Source organism: Kitasatospora sp. NPDC089913 (assembly GCF_044748625.1).
GTDB lineage: Bacteria > Actinomycetota > Actinomycetes > Streptomycetales > Streptomycetaceae > Kitasatospora.
The window spans coordinates 39,855-56,604 of record NZ_JBIVGI010000004.1 but is presented as its reverse complement, the minus strand read 5'-3'; the positions used below and the strand labels follow the sequence as shown (position 1 = coordinate 56,604).

The 16,750-nt window shown below is 72.5% G+C and carries 10 protein-coding genes and 2 pseudogenes; 10 read left to right on the top strand and 2 right to left on the bottom strand.

What is annotated here, in order from left to right; translation table 11 throughout:
- Positions 1-178: 178 nt before the first annotated feature.
- Together ACIPYS_RS08440 and ACIPYS_RS08435 are read left to right on the top strand one after the other, a co-directional pair.
- Positions 179-1,267 carry a molybdopterin-dependent oxidoreductase gene (locus tag ACIPYS_RS08440; protein ID WP_400745193.1) on the top strand — a complete coding sequence of 363 codons (1,089 nt, stop codon included), beginning with the start codon at positions 179-181 and terminating at the stop codon, positions 1,265-1,267.
- Positions 1,264-1,719, top strand: a complete 456-nt coding sequence (locus tag ACIPYS_RS08435) for a hypothetical protein (RefSeq protein WP_400744794.1) — start codon at positions 1,264-1,266, stop codon at positions 1,717-1,719. Before ACIPYS_RS08440 ends, ACIPYS_RS08435 begins: the two co-directional genes overlap by 4 nt.
- Here ACIPYS_RS08435 and ACIPYS_RS08430 read toward each other — a convergent pair.
- Positions 1,685-2,542, bottom strand: a complete 858-nt coding sequence (locus ACIPYS_RS08430; protein WP_400744792.1) for an S-methyl-5'-thioadenosine phosphorylase — start codon at positions 2,540-2,542, stop codon at positions 1,685-1,687. The genes ACIPYS_RS08435 and ACIPYS_RS08430 overlap by 35 nt on opposite strands.
- Positions 2,543-2,927: 385 nt before the next feature.
- On the opposite strand from ACIPYS_RS08430, the gene ACIPYS_RS08425 reads away from it, so the two are divergent.
- From ACIPYS_RS08425 to ACIPYS_RS08410, 4 genes are all read left to right on the top strand, one after another.
- Positions 2,928-10,280, top strand: a complete 7,353-nt coding sequence (locus ACIPYS_RS08425; protein ID WP_400744790.1) for a LamG-like jellyroll fold domain-containing protein — start codon at positions 2,928-2,930, stop codon at positions 10,278-10,280.
- Positions 10,281-10,631: 351 nt separating this feature from the next.
- A complete protein-coding gene (locus ACIPYS_RS08420) occupies positions 10,632-10,997 on the top strand; it encodes a peptidoglycan-binding protein (protein ID WP_400744788.1) in 366 nt (121 codons plus the stop codon).
- Positions 10,998-11,172: 175 nt separating this feature from the next.
- Entirely contained in the window at positions 11,173-12,249 is a 1,077-nt protein-coding gene (locus tag ACIPYS_RS08415) for an N-acetylmuramoyl-L-alanine amidase (RefSeq protein ID WP_093858444.1), read from the top strand.
- 271 nt (positions 12,250-12,520) lie between these two features.
- Positions 12,521-13,240: a peptidoglycan-binding protein gene (locus ACIPYS_RS08410; protein ID WP_400744786.1), complete on the top strand. Its 720-nt coding sequence runs from the start codon at positions 12,521-12,523 to the stop codon at positions 13,238-13,240.
- Positions 13,241-13,366: 126 nt separating this feature from the next.
- Here the strand turns inward: ACIPYS_RS08410 and ACIPYS_RS08405 are convergent, their stop codons facing one another.
- The gene (locus tag ACIPYS_RS08405; RefSeq protein WP_400744784.1) at positions 13,367-13,837 is read right to left on the bottom strand and encodes a helix-turn-helix domain-containing protein; all 471 of its coding nucleotides are present in this window, start codon (positions 13,835-13,837) and stop codon (positions 13,367-13,369) included.
- 528 nt (positions 13,838-14,365) lie between these two features.
- On the opposite strand from ACIPYS_RS08405, the gene ACIPYS_RS08400 reads away from it, so the two are divergent.
- The 4 genes and pseudogenes from ACIPYS_RS08400 to ACIPYS_RS08385 all read left to right on the top strand — a co-directional run.
- Positions 14,366-14,728, top strand: a complete 363-nt coding sequence (locus tag ACIPYS_RS08400) for a peptidoglycan-binding protein (RefSeq protein ID WP_400744782.1) — start codon at positions 14,366-14,368, stop codon at positions 14,726-14,728.
- 120 nt (positions 14,729-14,848) lie between these two features.
- A pseudogene (locus ACIPYS_RS08395) lies at positions 14,849-15,115 on the top strand (peptidoglycan-binding protein); the annotation flags it as partial.
- The gene (locus ACIPYS_RS08390) at positions 15,092-15,763 is read left to right on the top strand and encodes a peptidoglycan-binding protein (protein ID WP_400745191.1); all 672 of its coding nucleotides are present in this window, start codon (positions 15,092-15,094) and stop codon (positions 15,761-15,763) included. The pseudogene ACIPYS_RS08395 and the gene ACIPYS_RS08390, both read left to right, overlap by 24 nt.
- Positions 15,764-16,104: 341 nt before the next feature.
- Positions 16,105-16,503, top strand: a pseudogene (locus tag ACIPYS_RS08385) (sensor histidine kinase); the annotation flags it as partial.
- Between the last annotated feature and the right edge of the window lie 247 nt (positions 16,504-16,750).

Below are 16,750 nucleotides of genomic sequence, written 5' to 3'. Positions count from 1 at the left end.
GGGCCGCCGTTCGGATTCCGTAAGCACGTCGAAGTGCCGGAGCACGGTCCGGGAACGGTTCGATGGAAACGTGGAATCCGAACCCGCCGACTCCGGCGCCCCGCCTGCCCGTCGCCGCTACGACCCGCCGCTGCCCGCTCCCCCGTCGTTCCTGCGGCGCGGGCCGTTCCGCGAGGGCGTGTTCACCTCGTCGCTGCACGAGCCGCGGACCGTGGTCGTCGTGGGCCGGTGGCTGGGCGCGGCCCTGCTGCTGTGCTTCCTGACCGGTCTCACCAGCCATCTGCTCCAGGACCCGCCCGGCTGGCTCGCCCCCCGTCTGCCCGCCCGCCCGGCGAACGGCTACCGCGTCACCCAGGGCCTGCACGTGATCGGTGGTCTGGCCGCGATCCCGCTGGCCGGCGCGAAGCTGTGGGCGGTCTACCCCCGGCTGTTCGAATGGCCGCCGGCGCGCAGCGTGCTGCACGCCCTGGAGCGGCTCGGCATCGCGGTCCTGGTCGCGGCCGTCCTGCTGGAGCTGTTCACGGGGCTGCTGAACACCTTGCAGTGGTACCCGTGGCCGTTCCCGTTCCGGCAGACGCACTTCTGGCTGGGCTGGCTGGCCACCGGCGGGCTGCTGGTCCACCTCGCGGTCAAGGCGCCGCTGATCGCGGCGAACTGGTGGCGCCGGGCCGCTCCCGCCCTGGCCGGGCGGCGCGCGTTCCTCACCTCGGTCTTCGCCGCGACCGGTGCGGTCACCCTGGTCACGGCCGGGCAGACGGTGCCCTGGCTGAGCGGCCTGGACCTGCTGGCACCGCGCCGCCCGGACCTCGGCGCCCAGGGCCTGCCGGTGAACCGCACCGCCGCCCGGGCCGGCACGCTCACGGTGCCGGCCGGCTGGCGACTCGTGGTCGACGGGCCCAGGCGGTACGAACTCACCCTCGCCGAGCTCGGCGAACTCCCCCAGTACGAGGTGGAACTGCCCATCGCGTGCGTGGAGGGCTGGAGCGCGAGCGCCCGGTGGGGCGGGGTCCGGGTCTCCGAACTGATGGCGCGTGCCGGAGCCCCGGCCGGTTCCTCCGTCCGGGTCACCTCGCTGGAGGCCGAGGGCCCCTACCGGGTCATGGAGATGCCCGCCCGGTACGCCGACGATCCGCTCAGTCTGCTGGCCCTGCGGGTCAACGGCGAGGTGCTGACGGCGGACCACGGGTTCCCGGCGCGGATCATCGCGCCGAACCGGCCCGGCGTGCTGCAGACCAAGTGGGTCACCAGGATCGAGGTGGTCGCATGACCGCCGCGGTCCGCGCTCTGCTCATGGCGGCCGGCCTCGCCCTGACCGGCTACGGCCTGTACGGGCTGCTCGGCGATGCCTACATCACCGACCCGGTGGACGTCCTGGTGTGGGGGCTCGGCGGGCTGGTGCTCCACGACGGCCTGTGGGTGCCGCTGTTGTGCGTGCTGGGCGCGTTCCTGGTGCGCGGCCCGGTGCTGCGCGGCTGGCTCGTGGTCGCGGCGGCCGTCACCGCGGTCGGCCTGCCGGCCGTACTGCGCGCCGACGACGACGGCGGCAACCCGTCCGTGCTGCCGCTGCCGTATCTGCGCAACTGGCTGCTGGTGCTCGCCGCCACCGCCGGACTCGCGCTGCTGGTCGCGCTCGTCGGGCGGTGGCGGCGGCGCGACCGGGGCGCCGGGCGCCGGGATCGGGCCGTCAGGGCGCGGGCACCCCGGGAAGACCGGTCGTGAGGCCATCCAGCGCGTGCGGGCACGGGCAGTCGCGCTCCGCGGGGAGGCGCTCCACCGCCTTGAACAACACGGTGCGCAGCCGGTCGACGTTGCGGGCGAACTCCTGCAGCACCTCGCCGTGGGTGACGCCCGCGCCGCTCTCCACGCCCGCGTCGAGGTCGGTCACCAGGGCCACCGAGGTGTAGCAGAGCCCGAGTTCACGGGCGAGGACGGCCTCCGGGTGGCCGGTCATGCCGACCACCGACCAGCCGTTGGCGGTGAACCAGCGGGACTCGGCGCGGGTGGAGAAGCGCGGGCCCTCGATCACCACCAGCGTGCCGCCGTCCACCGGCTGCCAGGCCGCCTCCCCGGCGGCCTCGATCGCCACCTGCCGCCCGACCGGGCAGTACGGGTCGGCCGTCGACACGTGCACCACCTCCGGCACCGTGCCGTCCGGCAGCGGCAGGCCGTCGTAGAAGGTCTGCGGGCGCCCGGACGTCCGGTCCACGAACTGGTCGGGCACCAGCAGGGTGCCCGGCCCGTACTCCGGTCGCAGCCCGCCGACCGCGCAGGGCGCCAGCACCTGGCGCACGCCCAGGGTGTGCAGTGCCCACACGTTCGCGCGGTAGTTGATCCGGTGCGGGGGGAGCCGGTGGCCCCGTCCGTGCCGCGGCAGGAACGCGACCCGGCGGCCGGCCGCCTCGCCCACGAACAGCGCGTCGCTCGGCTCGCCGTACGGGGTGTCCACCCGCACCTCGGTCACGTCCTCCAGCAGCTCGTAGAGCCCGGATCCGCCGATCACGCCCACCTCGGCGCTGGGCAGGACGTCCTCGTCGACCGTCATCACGGTCCGCCTCTCTTCTCGGGAACAGCCTCCGGGCCACTGTAGGAACGGAGCGCGCCGGATCCGGGCCGCCGGTCCTTACGAATCGCGGACGTCCCCGCCCGGCGGCCGAGGCACGGGGCGACGCTCCGAAACGGGTCGACGGGGCAGAGGGGGTGGAGGAGACCCAAGGTGCCGAGGGGGCCGACCTCACCGACGAGATCCGGCCAGCCGGTGAATTGTCCAAGTCGCTTGTCCACCAAGGGAATTTCGTAACCTTCCCTCCGCTTGGGAGCCCCCCGTGCCAGACTGGCCGACGCCCCGAACGAGTTCGCCGCGGGGCCTTCACCGCTGCGGATCAAGGGAGTGGTCCGAGAGCGGTGTCAACGCTTCTGGAAGGGGAACAGTGGCACCTCAGGAATCCCTGCTCAAGACCTACGGGGACCGGTCGTACCGGCACGTGACCATGGCCCGGCACCAGGGCACGACCATCGCCTTCGCGATGGACGCCTCCCGCCGGATCGTCTACTCGGTGCTGGACCTGTCCGGCCAACAGACCAAGGGCGAGACCGACTCGGCGTACTGGAGCGAGAACCCGGCGGAGCTGGCGTTCCCCCGGGAGATCGCCGAGGTCGGGTTCGCCGTCGTCGGTCCGACGGCCATGCCGACGGTCAAGCGCGGCGGGGCGGAGGCGGGCCCCGACGAGCGGCCGCTGCCCGCCGAGATCGAGCCGTTCCTGTCCACGACGGCGCGGCTGACCGCCGACGCCCCGTTCCACGTGGTCTCGGACGGCACCTACGTGGTGGTGCTGCGCCAGTCCATCGCCGGGACGGACCCCGGCGCGGTGCACAAGCTGACCGGCCGCGGCTCCTCGGGCGACCCCGGCCGCACGGACTACCAGCTCACCGGCACCGAGAAGATCCCGCTGGCCCACAACACCCTGCTGTGCGACCGCTTCCTGCTGGTCGACGGCAAGCTCAAGCCCGTGCTGGAGGTGCGCTTCAAGCGCAGCCGGCACGCCACCCTCCCCGAATCGGCCAAGGACAGCCTGGGCACCGAGGACATGGAGGGCCGCCCGTTCCACGAGCCGACCCAGAAGCTGTCCTTCGTCCGGCACCTGACCCGGGGCCGCTTCGCCGCCGTGCTCGTGCCGACCGCGATCAGCAACGTGCAGCGCTGGCAGCTGTTCGCCCACAACGACGCCACCGGCCGGGTCGACTGCTTCAACGTCGAGCAGGGCGCCCAGGGCCTGTTCAACACCCTCGGCACCCGTTTCTACACCAGCCCGGACGCCTCCTACCGCGACTCGGTGTTCGAGCGCGGCCCGGGCACCTGCCCGTTCACCGGGCGCGAGCTGGTCCCGGTGACGGGCGGCGAGGGGCACGCCGAGACAGCGCTGCGGCTGACCGGCACCGACCCGTACGTCGACCTGGGCGACCCGGCCGCGCTGCGCTTCGGGGGCAAGGCCTACTCGATCGAGGCCTGGATCAAGCCGAGCTCCCACGACGGCCCGGTGCTCGGCCGCGCCGGCGAGTACCGGCTGGCGGTGGACAGCACCGGCGCGGTGACCCTCACCCACGCCGGCGCGCCCGCGACGCTGACCTCCGACGAGACCGTCCCCACCGACGTCTACACCCACATCGCCGCCACCTTCGACGGCAGGACCGCCAAGCTGTACGTCAACGGCAAGCCGGCCGGCAGCGGCGCGCTGCCGTTCACCCCGGCCACCGGTGTGAACACCCTGATCGGCCAGGACGGCGCGGGCGACCACTTCGACGGCGACCTCGACGAGCTCCGGGTGTGGAACCGGGTGCGGACCGAGACCGAGCTCGCCGAGCAGATGAACCACCGGCTGATCGGCAACGATGCCGGCCTGGTGGCCTACTACCGCTTCGACGAGGGCACGGGCACCACCGCCCACGACCAGACGGACAACGCGCTGCACGGCACGCTCCACGGCGACGCCGAGTGGACGGGCTCGGACGCCCCGGTCGGCGACCACCCGGGGGTGCGGCGCGACAGCTTCACCCTCGCCGGGCGCACGGTCGAGTCCGGCATGTCGGCCGTGCTCTACCACCAGCAGGAGAACGTCGTCGCCGGGTACCGCCCCGACCCCAAGCCGGCCAAGCGGCAGGCCCGGGTGATGCTGACGTTCACCGCCAAGGACGGCCAGGGCCCGGCCGTGGCCGCCCTGGACTTCGCCGTCGGCCGCGACGGCCGACTGGCCCAGGCCCCGGACGTGCTGGACCCGACGGCGCTCAAGCGGCCGGTCGTGGGACAGGACTCGGAGGCGATCAGCGAGCAGCAGCAGCGGATCAAGCGCCTGGAGCCGGAGATCGCCGGCCTGCAGCGCCAGATCGCCGAACTGGCCGGCGAGGTCGGCAAGGAGAGCGACTACCAGGCGCAGTACGACCGGACGAAGCCGGACTTCGACGACCTGGAGCGGCGCTACCTCGCCGAGAAGGACCTGCCGACCGCCTACAACTACACCCTGCGGCTCAAGAACCAGCGGGTGAGCTCGGCAGGGTACCGGTGGCAGTGGCTGCTCGGCTCGCGCAACGACGCGACCAGGGGCGTGGCGTTCTTCAACGAGACCAGGACGGAGGATGCCAAGAGGTTCACCTGGCGGCTGGAGGCCGTCGGTGAGAGCCAGGACGGCAGGCCCTGCTACTGGCTGGTCTTCGACGGGAACCTGTGGCTGCGCGTCGAGAACGACTCGACGGCGGAGAACGCCAGGATCCTGCTGAGCAACCCCATTCCCGGCAACCACTTCGAGCAGTTCCAGCTGGTCGTCGAGAGCCGGCCGAACGCCGACGAGACGTACGTCCGCATCGTCAACCGCCGGACCAGGCTCGCGATCGGCTCCCCCTCCACGACCGAGAACGTCCTCCCGGTCCAGTCGAGCGAATGCCTCAAGGCGGACTCGGGCGTGTTCGTCATGACGAGCCTGGGCCTGCGGTCGGGACTGGACGTGCAGTACCGGCCGGCCAAGCTGGCGATGGACACCCTGAGCGCGCAGCTCGAGGGGGCGCGGACGGCCCGGCAGCGCACGACGGAGCTGCAGCTCGCGCTCACCGCCCGGCAGGCGGACCTGCAGGACGCCCGGAGCCGGCTGGCCGCCCTGTCGAACGCCCAGCAGGGCGACGACGACCTGACGCTGGCCATGCCGCTGCTCGCGATGGACGCCACCGGCCTGAGCCTGTCCGGCTGCCTGCTCGACTTCGCCCGGGGCACCGACCGGCCGGCCCTGCTCGACAGCGGCACCGGCAACCTCGTGCTGTACTTCCGCGGGGTCAACGGGCAGTTCTTCGCCGTGTACTACGACACCGCCGTCGTCCGCGGCACCCGGACGCTGGCCGGGGACGGCGGCACGCTCGGCTTCGTCGCCCGTGACCCGGCCGTCGCCCTGGACACCTGCACCGTTCAGGTCGGCGACGGCGACGCGCCCGACCGCTGCGACCTGACCGTCACCGTCGGGACGGTCACCGAGACCTGGACGTCCCTGCCGCGCAAGGCCGACCAGCTGGCGGCCGCGCTGGCCGGGTACCCCGGCCGTCCCGTCACGGTCGGCACGGTCGCGAAGGTGACCGGCGACACGGTGGAACTCACCGCCGCCACCACCGTCCGCGTCCCGGCCAAGGCCCACCTGCTCGTCGGCAGCCTCAACCACGCCGCGTCCGCCGACGCCCCGGTCGGTGCCAAGACCCTCACCCTCACCTCCGCGGGCACCGCGATCAAGCCCGGCGACAAGGTCAGCCTCGTCTCCTACGACTGGGGCCGGGCACAGTCCAGCCGCCCCGGGGTGCTGCTGTCCGGCGGGTCCCGGCTGATCGGGCTGACCACGAACGGGGTCGACTCCGTGCCCAACGGCACGGCCAAGGCTTCGGTCACCGGTCGCGGCGGCCGTTGGCGGGCCGAGATGCCCGGCCGCGCGTTCCTGCTCGACGGCAAGGACCAGTACCTGACGCTGCCCGCCGCCAAGCAGCAGGACGTCACCCCGGGCGGCGACCTGAGCCTGGAGGCCTGGGTCCACCCCGAGACCGGGCAGGGCCGGCTCGTCCACGGCCGGACGGACGGGGCGAACTACTCCCTGGCGCTCGCCGCCGCCGGCCTCCCGGTGTGGCAGTTCCTCGGCAACTCCAGGGTGGAGCCGACCGCCTCGCTCGACCTGTCGAAGCGCGACTTCACCGTCGAACTGTGGGCCAAGCGCGACAGCGTCCGCGGCGTCCGGGAGCCGCTGCTGACCCACGGCCACCTGCCGGGCGGCCAGACGGACCGGACGCTGTGCCTGCACTTCGAGCCCAACGGCGCCTTCGGTTTCGGGTTCTACGCCGACGACCTGACCACCCCCCAGACCTACACGGACCTCGAGTGGCACCACTGGGCCGTGGTGTACCGCAACGCCACCCGCGAGCGGATCGTCTACCGGGACGGCGTCGAGGTCGCCAAGGACGTCGCCAAGGGGGCGTACCTCGGCAACGGACCGCTGGTCCTCGGCCAGCAGCAGTTCACCGGCACCTCCCTCTACGGCCAGATCGACGAGGTCCGCGTCTTCGACCGGGTCCGCACCCCGCAGGAGATCCTCGCCCAGCGGTTCCAGCGGCTGTCCGGCCTGGAGCCCGGACTGCTGGGCCACTGGAAGTTCGAGGGCGGGCCGAACGACACGGCCTCGCCGATCAAGGGCTACCAGGTGGTCGCGCGGGTGGGCCAGCAGGCGGTGCGGTCGGCGGAGCGCTTCCCGTGCAACGAGTGGGGCCACGTCGCCGCGACCTTCACCCAGTCCTGGGCGGTGCGCCTGGACGGCGGCGAGGGCCTGTCGGTGGCCTCCCAGGACTCGCTGAACATCCTGGAGGACCTCACCATCGAGGCGTTCGTCCAGATCGAGCAGTTGGGCAAGCCCGCGGTCCTGGTGTCCAAGGGAGCGGCGGTCGACGGCGGCCGCGAGGGCGTCCCGTACCAGCTGAGCGTCCTGGCCGACGGCCGGCTGGAGTTCGCCTTCGCCGACGCCGCCGGCAAGGCCACCCGGTTCACCTCCGGCGAGACCGTGAAGCCCGGCACCTTCCACCGGGTGACCGTGGTGCGGCAGCGCCAGCCCGACACCCCCGACACCGTCAAGGCGAGCGAGAGCAAGCCGGCCGAACCGGCCGTCCGCGTCTACCTGTACCTCGACGGCAGGCTGGCCCTCAGCACCCTGTGGGGCGGCGCCGGTGTCCAGGCCAACAACCGCCCGGTGGAAATGGGCCGGGGGCTGCGGGGCGTCCTGTGCGAGGTCCGGCTGTGGAACACCGCCCGCACCGCCCCCCAGCTCGGCCTGCCGGTCGGCCCGCGCGACAAGGGGCTCCTGGCCTGCTGGCCGTTCAACGAGAACACCGGCAACGTCTCCGTCGACCTCGGCGGCTCCTTCCCCGCGAAGCTGCGGGGCGCGCGCTGGACCCGCGACCCCGACCCGAAGGCCAGCATCCTGCGGCTCTACCGCAACGGCGAACCGCTGACCGAGGGCACGACGGTCGCACACGACCACGACACCGCGGGGGACAACCAGTTCACCCTGGGCGCCCGGCTGGTGGGCGGCAAGCCCACCGAGCTGCTGACCGGCACCCTGGAGGAGGTGCGGATCTGGCGCGCCGTCCGCACCCAGGAGCAGATCTCGGACAACCTGTTCACCCGCCTGCGCGGGGACAAGCAGGACCTGCTCGGCTACTGGCCGTTCGACCGGGACTCCACCGCGACCGGCACCACCTCGGTGCGCGACGAGGGCCTGCGCGGGAACGACCTGCACTTCTCCCCGAACCGGCCGAAGATCCTTCTCTCCACCGCGCCGATCTCCGCCGACACCGCCCAGGTCCGCTCGGCCCTCGCCGACGTACGCACGCCCTTCCACAGCACCATCGCCGGCGCCCCCGGCGCCACCGAGTACGCCGACCTCCAGTACGACGCCAAGGGACAGGCGATCGGCGTGCTCAAGCGCTGCTACGGCTTCGTCCGCGACGGCCGCTGGCACCTGATCACCGGCTACAAGGTGGGCGACCTGATCACCGAATGGGTCGGCCAGGCCCAGTTCGACCCGCAGCTCATGGGCTACATCGAAGGCGCGCCGCCGGTGCCGTCCGAGAACCTCACCGACAAGTCCGACGGCTACGCCGGCGCCTCCTCGGTGGAGTTCACCGAGGCCGACCAGGTGCTGCAGAGCCTGTCCACCAGCAAGACCGAGAGCACCAACACCGCCTTCAACGCCTCGTTCGGCGCCGAGACCGACGCCGGTGCCATGGCGGTCGCCGCGCCGCTCGGTTTCGGCACCGCGACCCCGGCGGCCAAGGCCCAGCTGAAGCTCGCCGTGACGGGCAGCCTGGAGTTCTCCAACTCCTGGAGCGAGGACACCAGGATCAGCCAGGGCACGAACACCGCCCGCAAGTCCAAGCTGGCGCTGACCGGGCACGTCGAGGACCCGGCCAAGGTGCTGAACTCCGCCGTCGGCCGCCGGTACGTGCCGGCCAACACCGGCATGGCGCTGGTGCAGTCGCAGACCGCCGACGTCTTCGCGCTGCGCCTGGCGCACACCGGCGCCCTGGTCGCCTACCGGATGATGCCCAACCCGGACATCCCGCCGGACTGGAACATCATCCACTTCCCGATCAACCCCCGGTACACCAAGCAGGGCACCCTGGACGGCGCGGTCGGCTTCGACGACCGCGGCAAGGTCACCGATCCCGACTACCCCACCGCCACCGGCTACGGCGAGTACAGCTACTTCAAGCCGCGGGACGCCTACGCGCTCAAGCGCCGGATCACCCGCGACCAGCAGCGGCTGCAGGCCTTCTACGAGTCGATCTCGACCGAGATCGACCGCAACACCATCGACGAGGCGGCCAAGGCGCAGGCCAAGTCGGCCCTGCAGTCGATGGGCGTGATCACCGGCTCGGACACCCGCCGCACCACCGCCGGCAGCAAGAGCGCCAGCGGCTTCTCGCGCCGGGACCTGGTCAACACCTACGTCTGGACGGCCCAGGGCGGCTTCTTCGCCGAGACCACCGAGGCCACCGACGCCGTCAGCGAGACCACCTCCGGCGCGTACGACCTCAGCGTCAAGGTCGGCGGCTCCCTCGACTTCAGCTTCGGCCTCGGCCCCTTCGGCTTCTCCATCCACCTCGACGCCTCGCGGGGCGGCAGCCTCAGCCTCACCAAGGCCAAGACCAAGGACTCCTCCCGCACCTTCGGCCTCGACGTCCAGTGCGCGCCGAACGGGGACCTGCAGCGCCGCGACAAGGACGGCAAGGCCGTGTACGACGCGGCGGGCAAGCCGGTGCTGGTGCCGGGCAAGGTGGACGCCTACCGCTTCCTCACCTTCTACCTCGGCGAGAACAGCGCCAACTTCGACGACTTCTACCACAAGGTCGTCGACCCGCAGTGGCTGTCGAACAGCGACGCCCCCGACGCCGCCGCGCTGCGGCAGACCCGGCAGAACACGGCGAAGCCCCCGTGCTGGCGGGTCCTGCACCGCGTCACCTACGTCAGCCGGGTGCTCGCACCCGTCCCGCCGCCCGGGGCGCCGCCGCTGGAGAAGGCGATGCGCGCCGAGAACATCGACAGCAACTACGAGCTGATCAGGCGCCTCGAACCGTACGTCCGCCCCGCCGCCACCAGCAGCGCCGCCCTGGCCACCGCCACCCGCGACGCCCTCGCCGCCCAGCTGCCCGAACTCCTCCCCCACGCCGCCGAGATCATCGGCTACCTCACGCGCTACTTCGGAACGGAGAACTGACGCCCGCCCGGCCCTCCGGCGGTCCGGAGGGCCGGGCCACCACTCTGGGACCGGAGGGCGGGGCGGTCACGGCTCGATGCCGTGACCGCCCCGCCCTCCGGGCATCTCCGGTCGGCCCCGGCGGCGGCGTCCCGGCACCGGGTCCGGTGCCGGGAAAGGAGGAGCGGGACGGAAGCGGGCACACCGGCCGTTCTCCCCCGGCCGGTGCAGGACGTCCCAGGGACGCGAAGCCCCTGGTGGGACGGGTGGCGCGGCGCCGAGCATGGGCGGTGTCCGAGTCACGGACCGCAGCCGGGGCGAGTGTCCCGCCGGGGCGGCCCGTGACCGTTTCCGAAAATGGGGGAACCTTCCATGATCAAGAACATGTTCCGGCGCGGAGCCGTCACCCTCGGCGCCACGGCCATGGCCGTCACCGCGCTCGCCGGTGTCGCCCACGCCGACCGGGGTGTCGCCTACATCAAGCCCGGCCAGCACAGCAAGGCGGTCGCCTGCGTGCAGCAGGGGCTGCGCAACGCGGGGTACTCCATCGACGTCGACGGCCTGTACGGCAACGCGACCTACGCGGCGCTGACCGACTTCCAGCACAACCGCGGCCTCTCGGCGGACGGCATCGTCGGCCCGAAGACCGGCGACGCCCTGTACTACGGCTACCTCCAGCCCTCGGGCAACCTGCCCCAGATCGAGTTCTGCCCCACGGTCATCCCCACCACCCGCTGAACCGGCACCGACCGACTGTCCGTCGGCCGGTCCGCCGCCCGAACCCGAACGACCCGCCCACCGGGTCCGTGCGGCCCACCGCTGCCCTCTCGCCGTCCGCAGGCGCGGGGGCAGCGGCGCTCCGCCGCGCCCCCGGACCTCCCGCTCCCCTCCGAAGGACCAGGTAGCCCTCCACATGACCACTGACCCCACCTCCCGCCCCGGCCGCCGCTCGGTGCTCGCCGGCGCCTTCGCGCTCGGCACCGGAACCCTGTTCGCGACCGCGCTCCCCGCCGGCACGGCACGCGCGGCCACCGGCCCGGCGATCGCCTCCGCGGCCACCTGGGGCGCCCGGCCCGCGTCCGGCCCGCTCACCGTCCTGCCGGGCGCGCCGGACAAGGTGATCGTGCACCACACCGCGACCGCCAACGTCACCGACTACTCGCAGGCCGCCGCGTTCTCGCTGGCCAGGTCGATGCAGACCTACCAGATGGACAGCGAGGGCTGGATCGACACCGGCCAGCACTTCACCGTCAGCCGCGGCGCGTACATCACGGAAGGCCGCCACAACAGCCTGTCCACGCTGACCGGCGGCACCCAGCACGTGGAGTCCGCCCACTGCACGGGGCAGAACACGGTGGCGATCGGGATCGAGAACGAGGGCACCTACAGCACCGTCGACCCGCGCAGCGAGCAGTACGCGGCGCTGGTCGCCCTCATCACCCACATCTGCCGCCAGTACGGGCTGCGGGCCTACCAGATCTACGGGCACCGCGACTTCAACAACACCGAGTGCCCCGGCGACCGCCTCTACGCGCTGATCCCGCAGCTGCGCCGCGACGTGGCCGCCCGGATCGGCGGGGACCCGACCGGTCCGGTGTGGCCGGTGCTGGGCAGCGGCGCCTCGGGCGAGCAGGTGAAGACCCTGCAGTACCTGCTGGTGCAGCGGGGCGCCTCACTGACCGTGGACGGCTCGTTCGGTCCCGCCACCCGCAGCGCCGTCACGGCCTTCCAGAACACGGTGCACGCCTCGGCCGACGGCGTCGCGGGGAACCAGACGTGGAGCCAGGCGGTCGCGCCGCTCGCGCGCGGGGCCTCGGGCAGCGCGGTGACCGCCGTGCAGAGCCAGCTGGTCGCGCACGGCATCGCGGTGGCGGTCGACGGCGCCTTCGGGCCCGGGACGCAGTCCGGGGTGGCGTCCTTCCAGAGCGCGGCGTCGCTGCCCTCCGACGGCGTGGTGGACGCCCGGACCTGGAGCCGGCTGCTCGCCTGACACCCGATGCCGTACGGATCCGATGTCCTGCACCTCCGGTGCTGCACCCCTCCGATGCCGTACCTCTCCGGCGCCGCCCGCGAACCGGTTCACCGCGGGCGGCGCCGCGTCCGTCGTACGGGGCGCACGACAGTCCCCGTCGCCCGAAGGTCGGCCCCGGCCGTCTCGGGACGTCCCCGGACCGCCGGGGACCGTGGCGGGACGCCGGTTCCCGGGCCGAGAGTGAGCGGCATCGCCTGATCGTCCGACAGGCGCACCGGAAGGGATGACCGTGAAACACATCGCAGCCCTGCGCGGCCTCGCCGTGGCCGTGCTCGCACTCGTCGCCTTCGCTCTGCTGCCCGCACAGGCGCAGGCCGTCGACTCGACCACCTGGATCCAGCGCAACCTGGTCGGGATCGGCTACCTGGCGAGCGGCGGCGTCGACGGCGACTACGGCCCGGCCACCACCGCCGCCGTCCGCAGGTTCCAGGGCGACAACGGGCTCGACGAGGACGGCGCCTACGGCCCCAGGACCGAACTCGCCCTCCACAACAAGGTCGCCGAGGTCCAGCGCGCGACCGGCTCCGGCGCCGACGGGGCCTACGGCGCGGGGACGACCTCCTCGGTCGCCGCCTGGCAGCGGGCGCACGGGCTCGGCTCCGACGGCATCGCCGGGCCCGCCACCATGAACGCGCTGGGGATCGCCCGGACGGTGCGGATCAGCGCGCAGTGGAAGTTCCCCGCCCTCGGCTGGAGCGTGAGCGGGCAGTTCGGGTGCCTGGAGCAGATCTACACCCACGAGAGCGGCTGGAAGGTCTACGCGACCAACCCCTCGTCCGGTGCGTACGGAATACCCCAGGCGCTGCCGGCCACCAAGATGGCGTCCGCCGGGTCCGACTGGCAGACCAACCCGGCCACCCAGCTCACCTGGGGCCTGAACTACATCAAGTCGCGCTACGGCGACCCGTGCTCGGCGTGGAGCTTCTGGCAGTCCCACAACTGGTACTGAGCGGCACGCGGGCCGCGCACGGACCAGCACACGGCCGCGCACGGATCCACCTCGATCGGCGCACGGCCGCGGACAGAGCGGGCAGGGCCCCACCCCGGGCGGGGTGGGGCCCTGCTCGTGTCGTCGCTACACGCCGCCGCCGGGAAGGGTGCCGCCGGGCAGGATGCCGCGCCGCAGCTCCCGTCCCTGGACGACGGAGCGCGCCAGACCCGCCGTCAGGGCCAGTGCCAGCACGGTCAGCGACCACAGAGCCACCTGCCGGTGGTCCGGCGAGGCCGGCTCCCCCTCGCCCGGCGTGCCGGAGCGGCCGGCAGTGCCCGGTGCGGCGGCCGGGGTGCGGCTGGCCTCCGCCTGGCTCCACAGTTCCAGCAGATGCCGTTCGTCGGCCTGGCACACGGCGGCGATCCGCTCGACGGCGTCACGCGGCGGGAACTGCTTGCCGTTCACCCATCGCTCCCACGAGGACTTCGCGTAGTGGGTGTGCTCACTGATCCGGGCGTAGGTGAGGCCGGACGAGGACTTCAGCGACTGAAGCTCCTCGGAGAGCCGGTCGACAGCGCCCTTCTGCGCTTCGCCGGACGGAAGAAGACGGTCCATCATGTGTATCCCCCAGGTGGTTCCAGTGCGTTCGAGGACGCGTGACGGAGCCGGGTGCCGTACCGCACTCCCGCCGGCCGGTCCCCACGGGCCGTACCGGTCGCCCGGCGGCCGAGCCCGCCCCCGCGGTGCGCCCTCCCGCAGCACGGCCCTCCCCGGGTCACGTACTGCGTACCTGATCCACTCTGTCCCATTCCCGGGACGAAGATCCACAATTTTCCGGACTTTGGGACGCGTACGACGTATGCCACCGTCCTGAGCTGCGGTTTGAGACACCGTCACCTCGCGATGTGAGACACGGCCTTCGTGGAAGGACGCCGTGGGACACCGTCGCCGCCCGCACTGCGGAGCCGGTGCGCAGCACTCCTGACCAGGCACGACGAATCCGGCTCCGTCCCCGGCCGGCACACCCGGGAGGGAGGGCGTCCCAGGGACGCGAAACGTTCGCGGGACGCCTTCGGGGCTTCCTAGTGTCGGCAACCGGCGGTCGTTCGTCCGCCCTCACCCACCTCTCCCAGGAGCCCCACCATGTCCGTGTTCCCGATCATCAAGCGCGCCGCCGTCGTGACGGCCACCGCCGCCGTCGCGGTCACCGTTCTCGCGGGCACCGCCAGCGCACGGCCCACGGCCGGCGAGATCGCCTACGGCGACCGCGGGACCGGCGTCAAGTGCGTGCAGCTCGCGCTGAACGCCTCCCTGCACTCCGGCCTCCAGACGGACGGAATCTGGGGCGCCCGTACCGAGAGCGCCGTGCGCCAGTTCCAGAAGGCCAACCACCTCGACGTGGACGGGATCATCGGCGTCCAGACCGGCTCCCAGCTGCTGGAGATCATCGTCCACAACGAGCACGACTGGGGCAACACCTGCTGGGAGAACCTGCCGACCTGGTAGCCCGGCCCGGCCCCGCCCGTTCCCGGGGCCGTCGGTCGACGGTGGCTACCGGTCCCCTCGACCTGCCCGTCCTCTCCTCCCCTCCTCCCCTCGTCCCCTCCGCAGAAGTGAGGAACTCCCGTGAAGCGCTTCCCGGCCGCAGTGGCCGCGGTCTTCGCCGCCCTCCTGGCAGCCGTGCTGTCCGTCCCCGCCGCCCATGCCGCGAGCTGGCCCGTCGTCCGCAGCGGCGACCAGGGCGCCAAGGTGTCCACCGTCCAGTACCTGCTGAACGCCCGTGGCTACGCGACCGGCGCCGACGGCGCGTTCGGTCCCGCGACCGAGGCCAAGGTCAAGAGCTTCCAGAGCGCCAACGGCCTGAGCCCGGTGGACGGCGTGGTCGGCGGCGGCACCTGGCCGAAGCTGATCGTCACCGTCCGCCAGGGCGACAACGGCGACGCCGTCAAGGCGCTCCAGGTCCAGCTGAACGCCCGCGGCGCCAACCTCTCCGTGGACGGTGCCTTCGGTGCCGGCACCGACTCCTCGGTGCGCGGCTTCCAGCAGTCCGCGGGCCTGAGCCCGGTGGACGGCATCGTCGGCCCCGCCACCTGGTCCGCCCTGCTCTCCGGCGGGGGCGGCGGCACCGGCGGCGGCACCGGCGACGTGCTCAGCCAGTCCCAGGCCGCCTCGCTGCTCTCCTCCGCGGGCATCACCTGGTCCTCCTCGGGCAACTGCTCCAACCGCAACAGCAGCAGCTGCACCTCCTTCGACGGCCTGCGCCGCGCCTCGGCGGACGGCGCCGTCGCGCTCAAGCACGCCGTGGGCGGCTGCGGCCTGACCATCACCGGTGGCACCGAGACCGGCCACGCCGCCGGTACCTACAGCCACGCCAACGGCTACAAGCTGGACTTCGCGATGGTGAGCTGCCTCACCAGCCACATCACCGGCAACTTCGCCTACAGCGGCATCCGCGGCGACGGCGCCGCCCTCTACACCGCCCCCTCGGGCAACGTCTACGCCAACGAGGGCAACCACTGGGACGTGACCTTCACCGGCTGACGGCCGGCCTGCACGACCGCACCCCGAGGGGCACCGGACACATCCGGTGCCCCTCGGGGCTTCGAGCACTCCCGAGCAGGAGCAGCGGTTCGTGCGGTGCCCGGACGTCGTTGGCCGTCCACCGTCCCGGCTTCGCCACCCGCTCCGACCGGTCGACGGCCGCACAGCCGGTTCCGGGGCTCCGACACCACAACGACCGGGGATCTTTGAGGCCTGGTCAGTTGTTCCCCTGAAACGGGCGAGCCTGCTCTCGTACAGTGGGGCGACCTGCTCGTGACGGGCGGCCGCGGTTCAGGGCGAGGGGAGAACGAGTGGCGCAGCACGGGGGCCGCGGACCGGCCGAACCGTCCGGGGACCCGACGACGCTGGTCGAGGCCGTGCGGCTGGTCCTCGCCCAGGTCGAGGACATTCACGGTGTCCCCGTGACAAGCGTCCTCGTCGGCGACTGCCCGCTCGACGAGAGGCTGGCCGGGCTCGCACTGGCAGCGCGCGAGGCGATGGTCAACGCTGCCAGATTCGGTGGCAGAGGGGCCGTGTCGGTGTACTGCGAGGTGACGGCCGGCACGGTCTTCCTTTCGGTGCGGGACCGAGGGCCGGGATTCGATCCGGCTTCGGTACCCGATGACCGGACGGGCATCCGGGAATCGATCATCGGCCGAATGCGGCGGCACGGCGGAACAGCCCGGATACACGCGCCGTCGGACGGCGGTACGGAGGTCCAGCTGGAGATGGACACCGCCGTGGGCGATTCGGCGTCAAAGGCCTTGGCCGCGACAACGTCGGATTTCCTGACCTGGAATGCCTTTGTCTCCCACAGTCGCGCGACGGAGCGGCAGAATCGGCAGAGCAGGCAACGTGACCGGGCACAGCGGCAGGAACGTGTGCACCGAGCCGAACGGCAGGCGGAATTCTTCGCCGTGATTGTGCTCCTCTGGCTCGCGACAGCCGGCTACTACGTCGCCGTCCATGCCACGCACAACGTGCTGG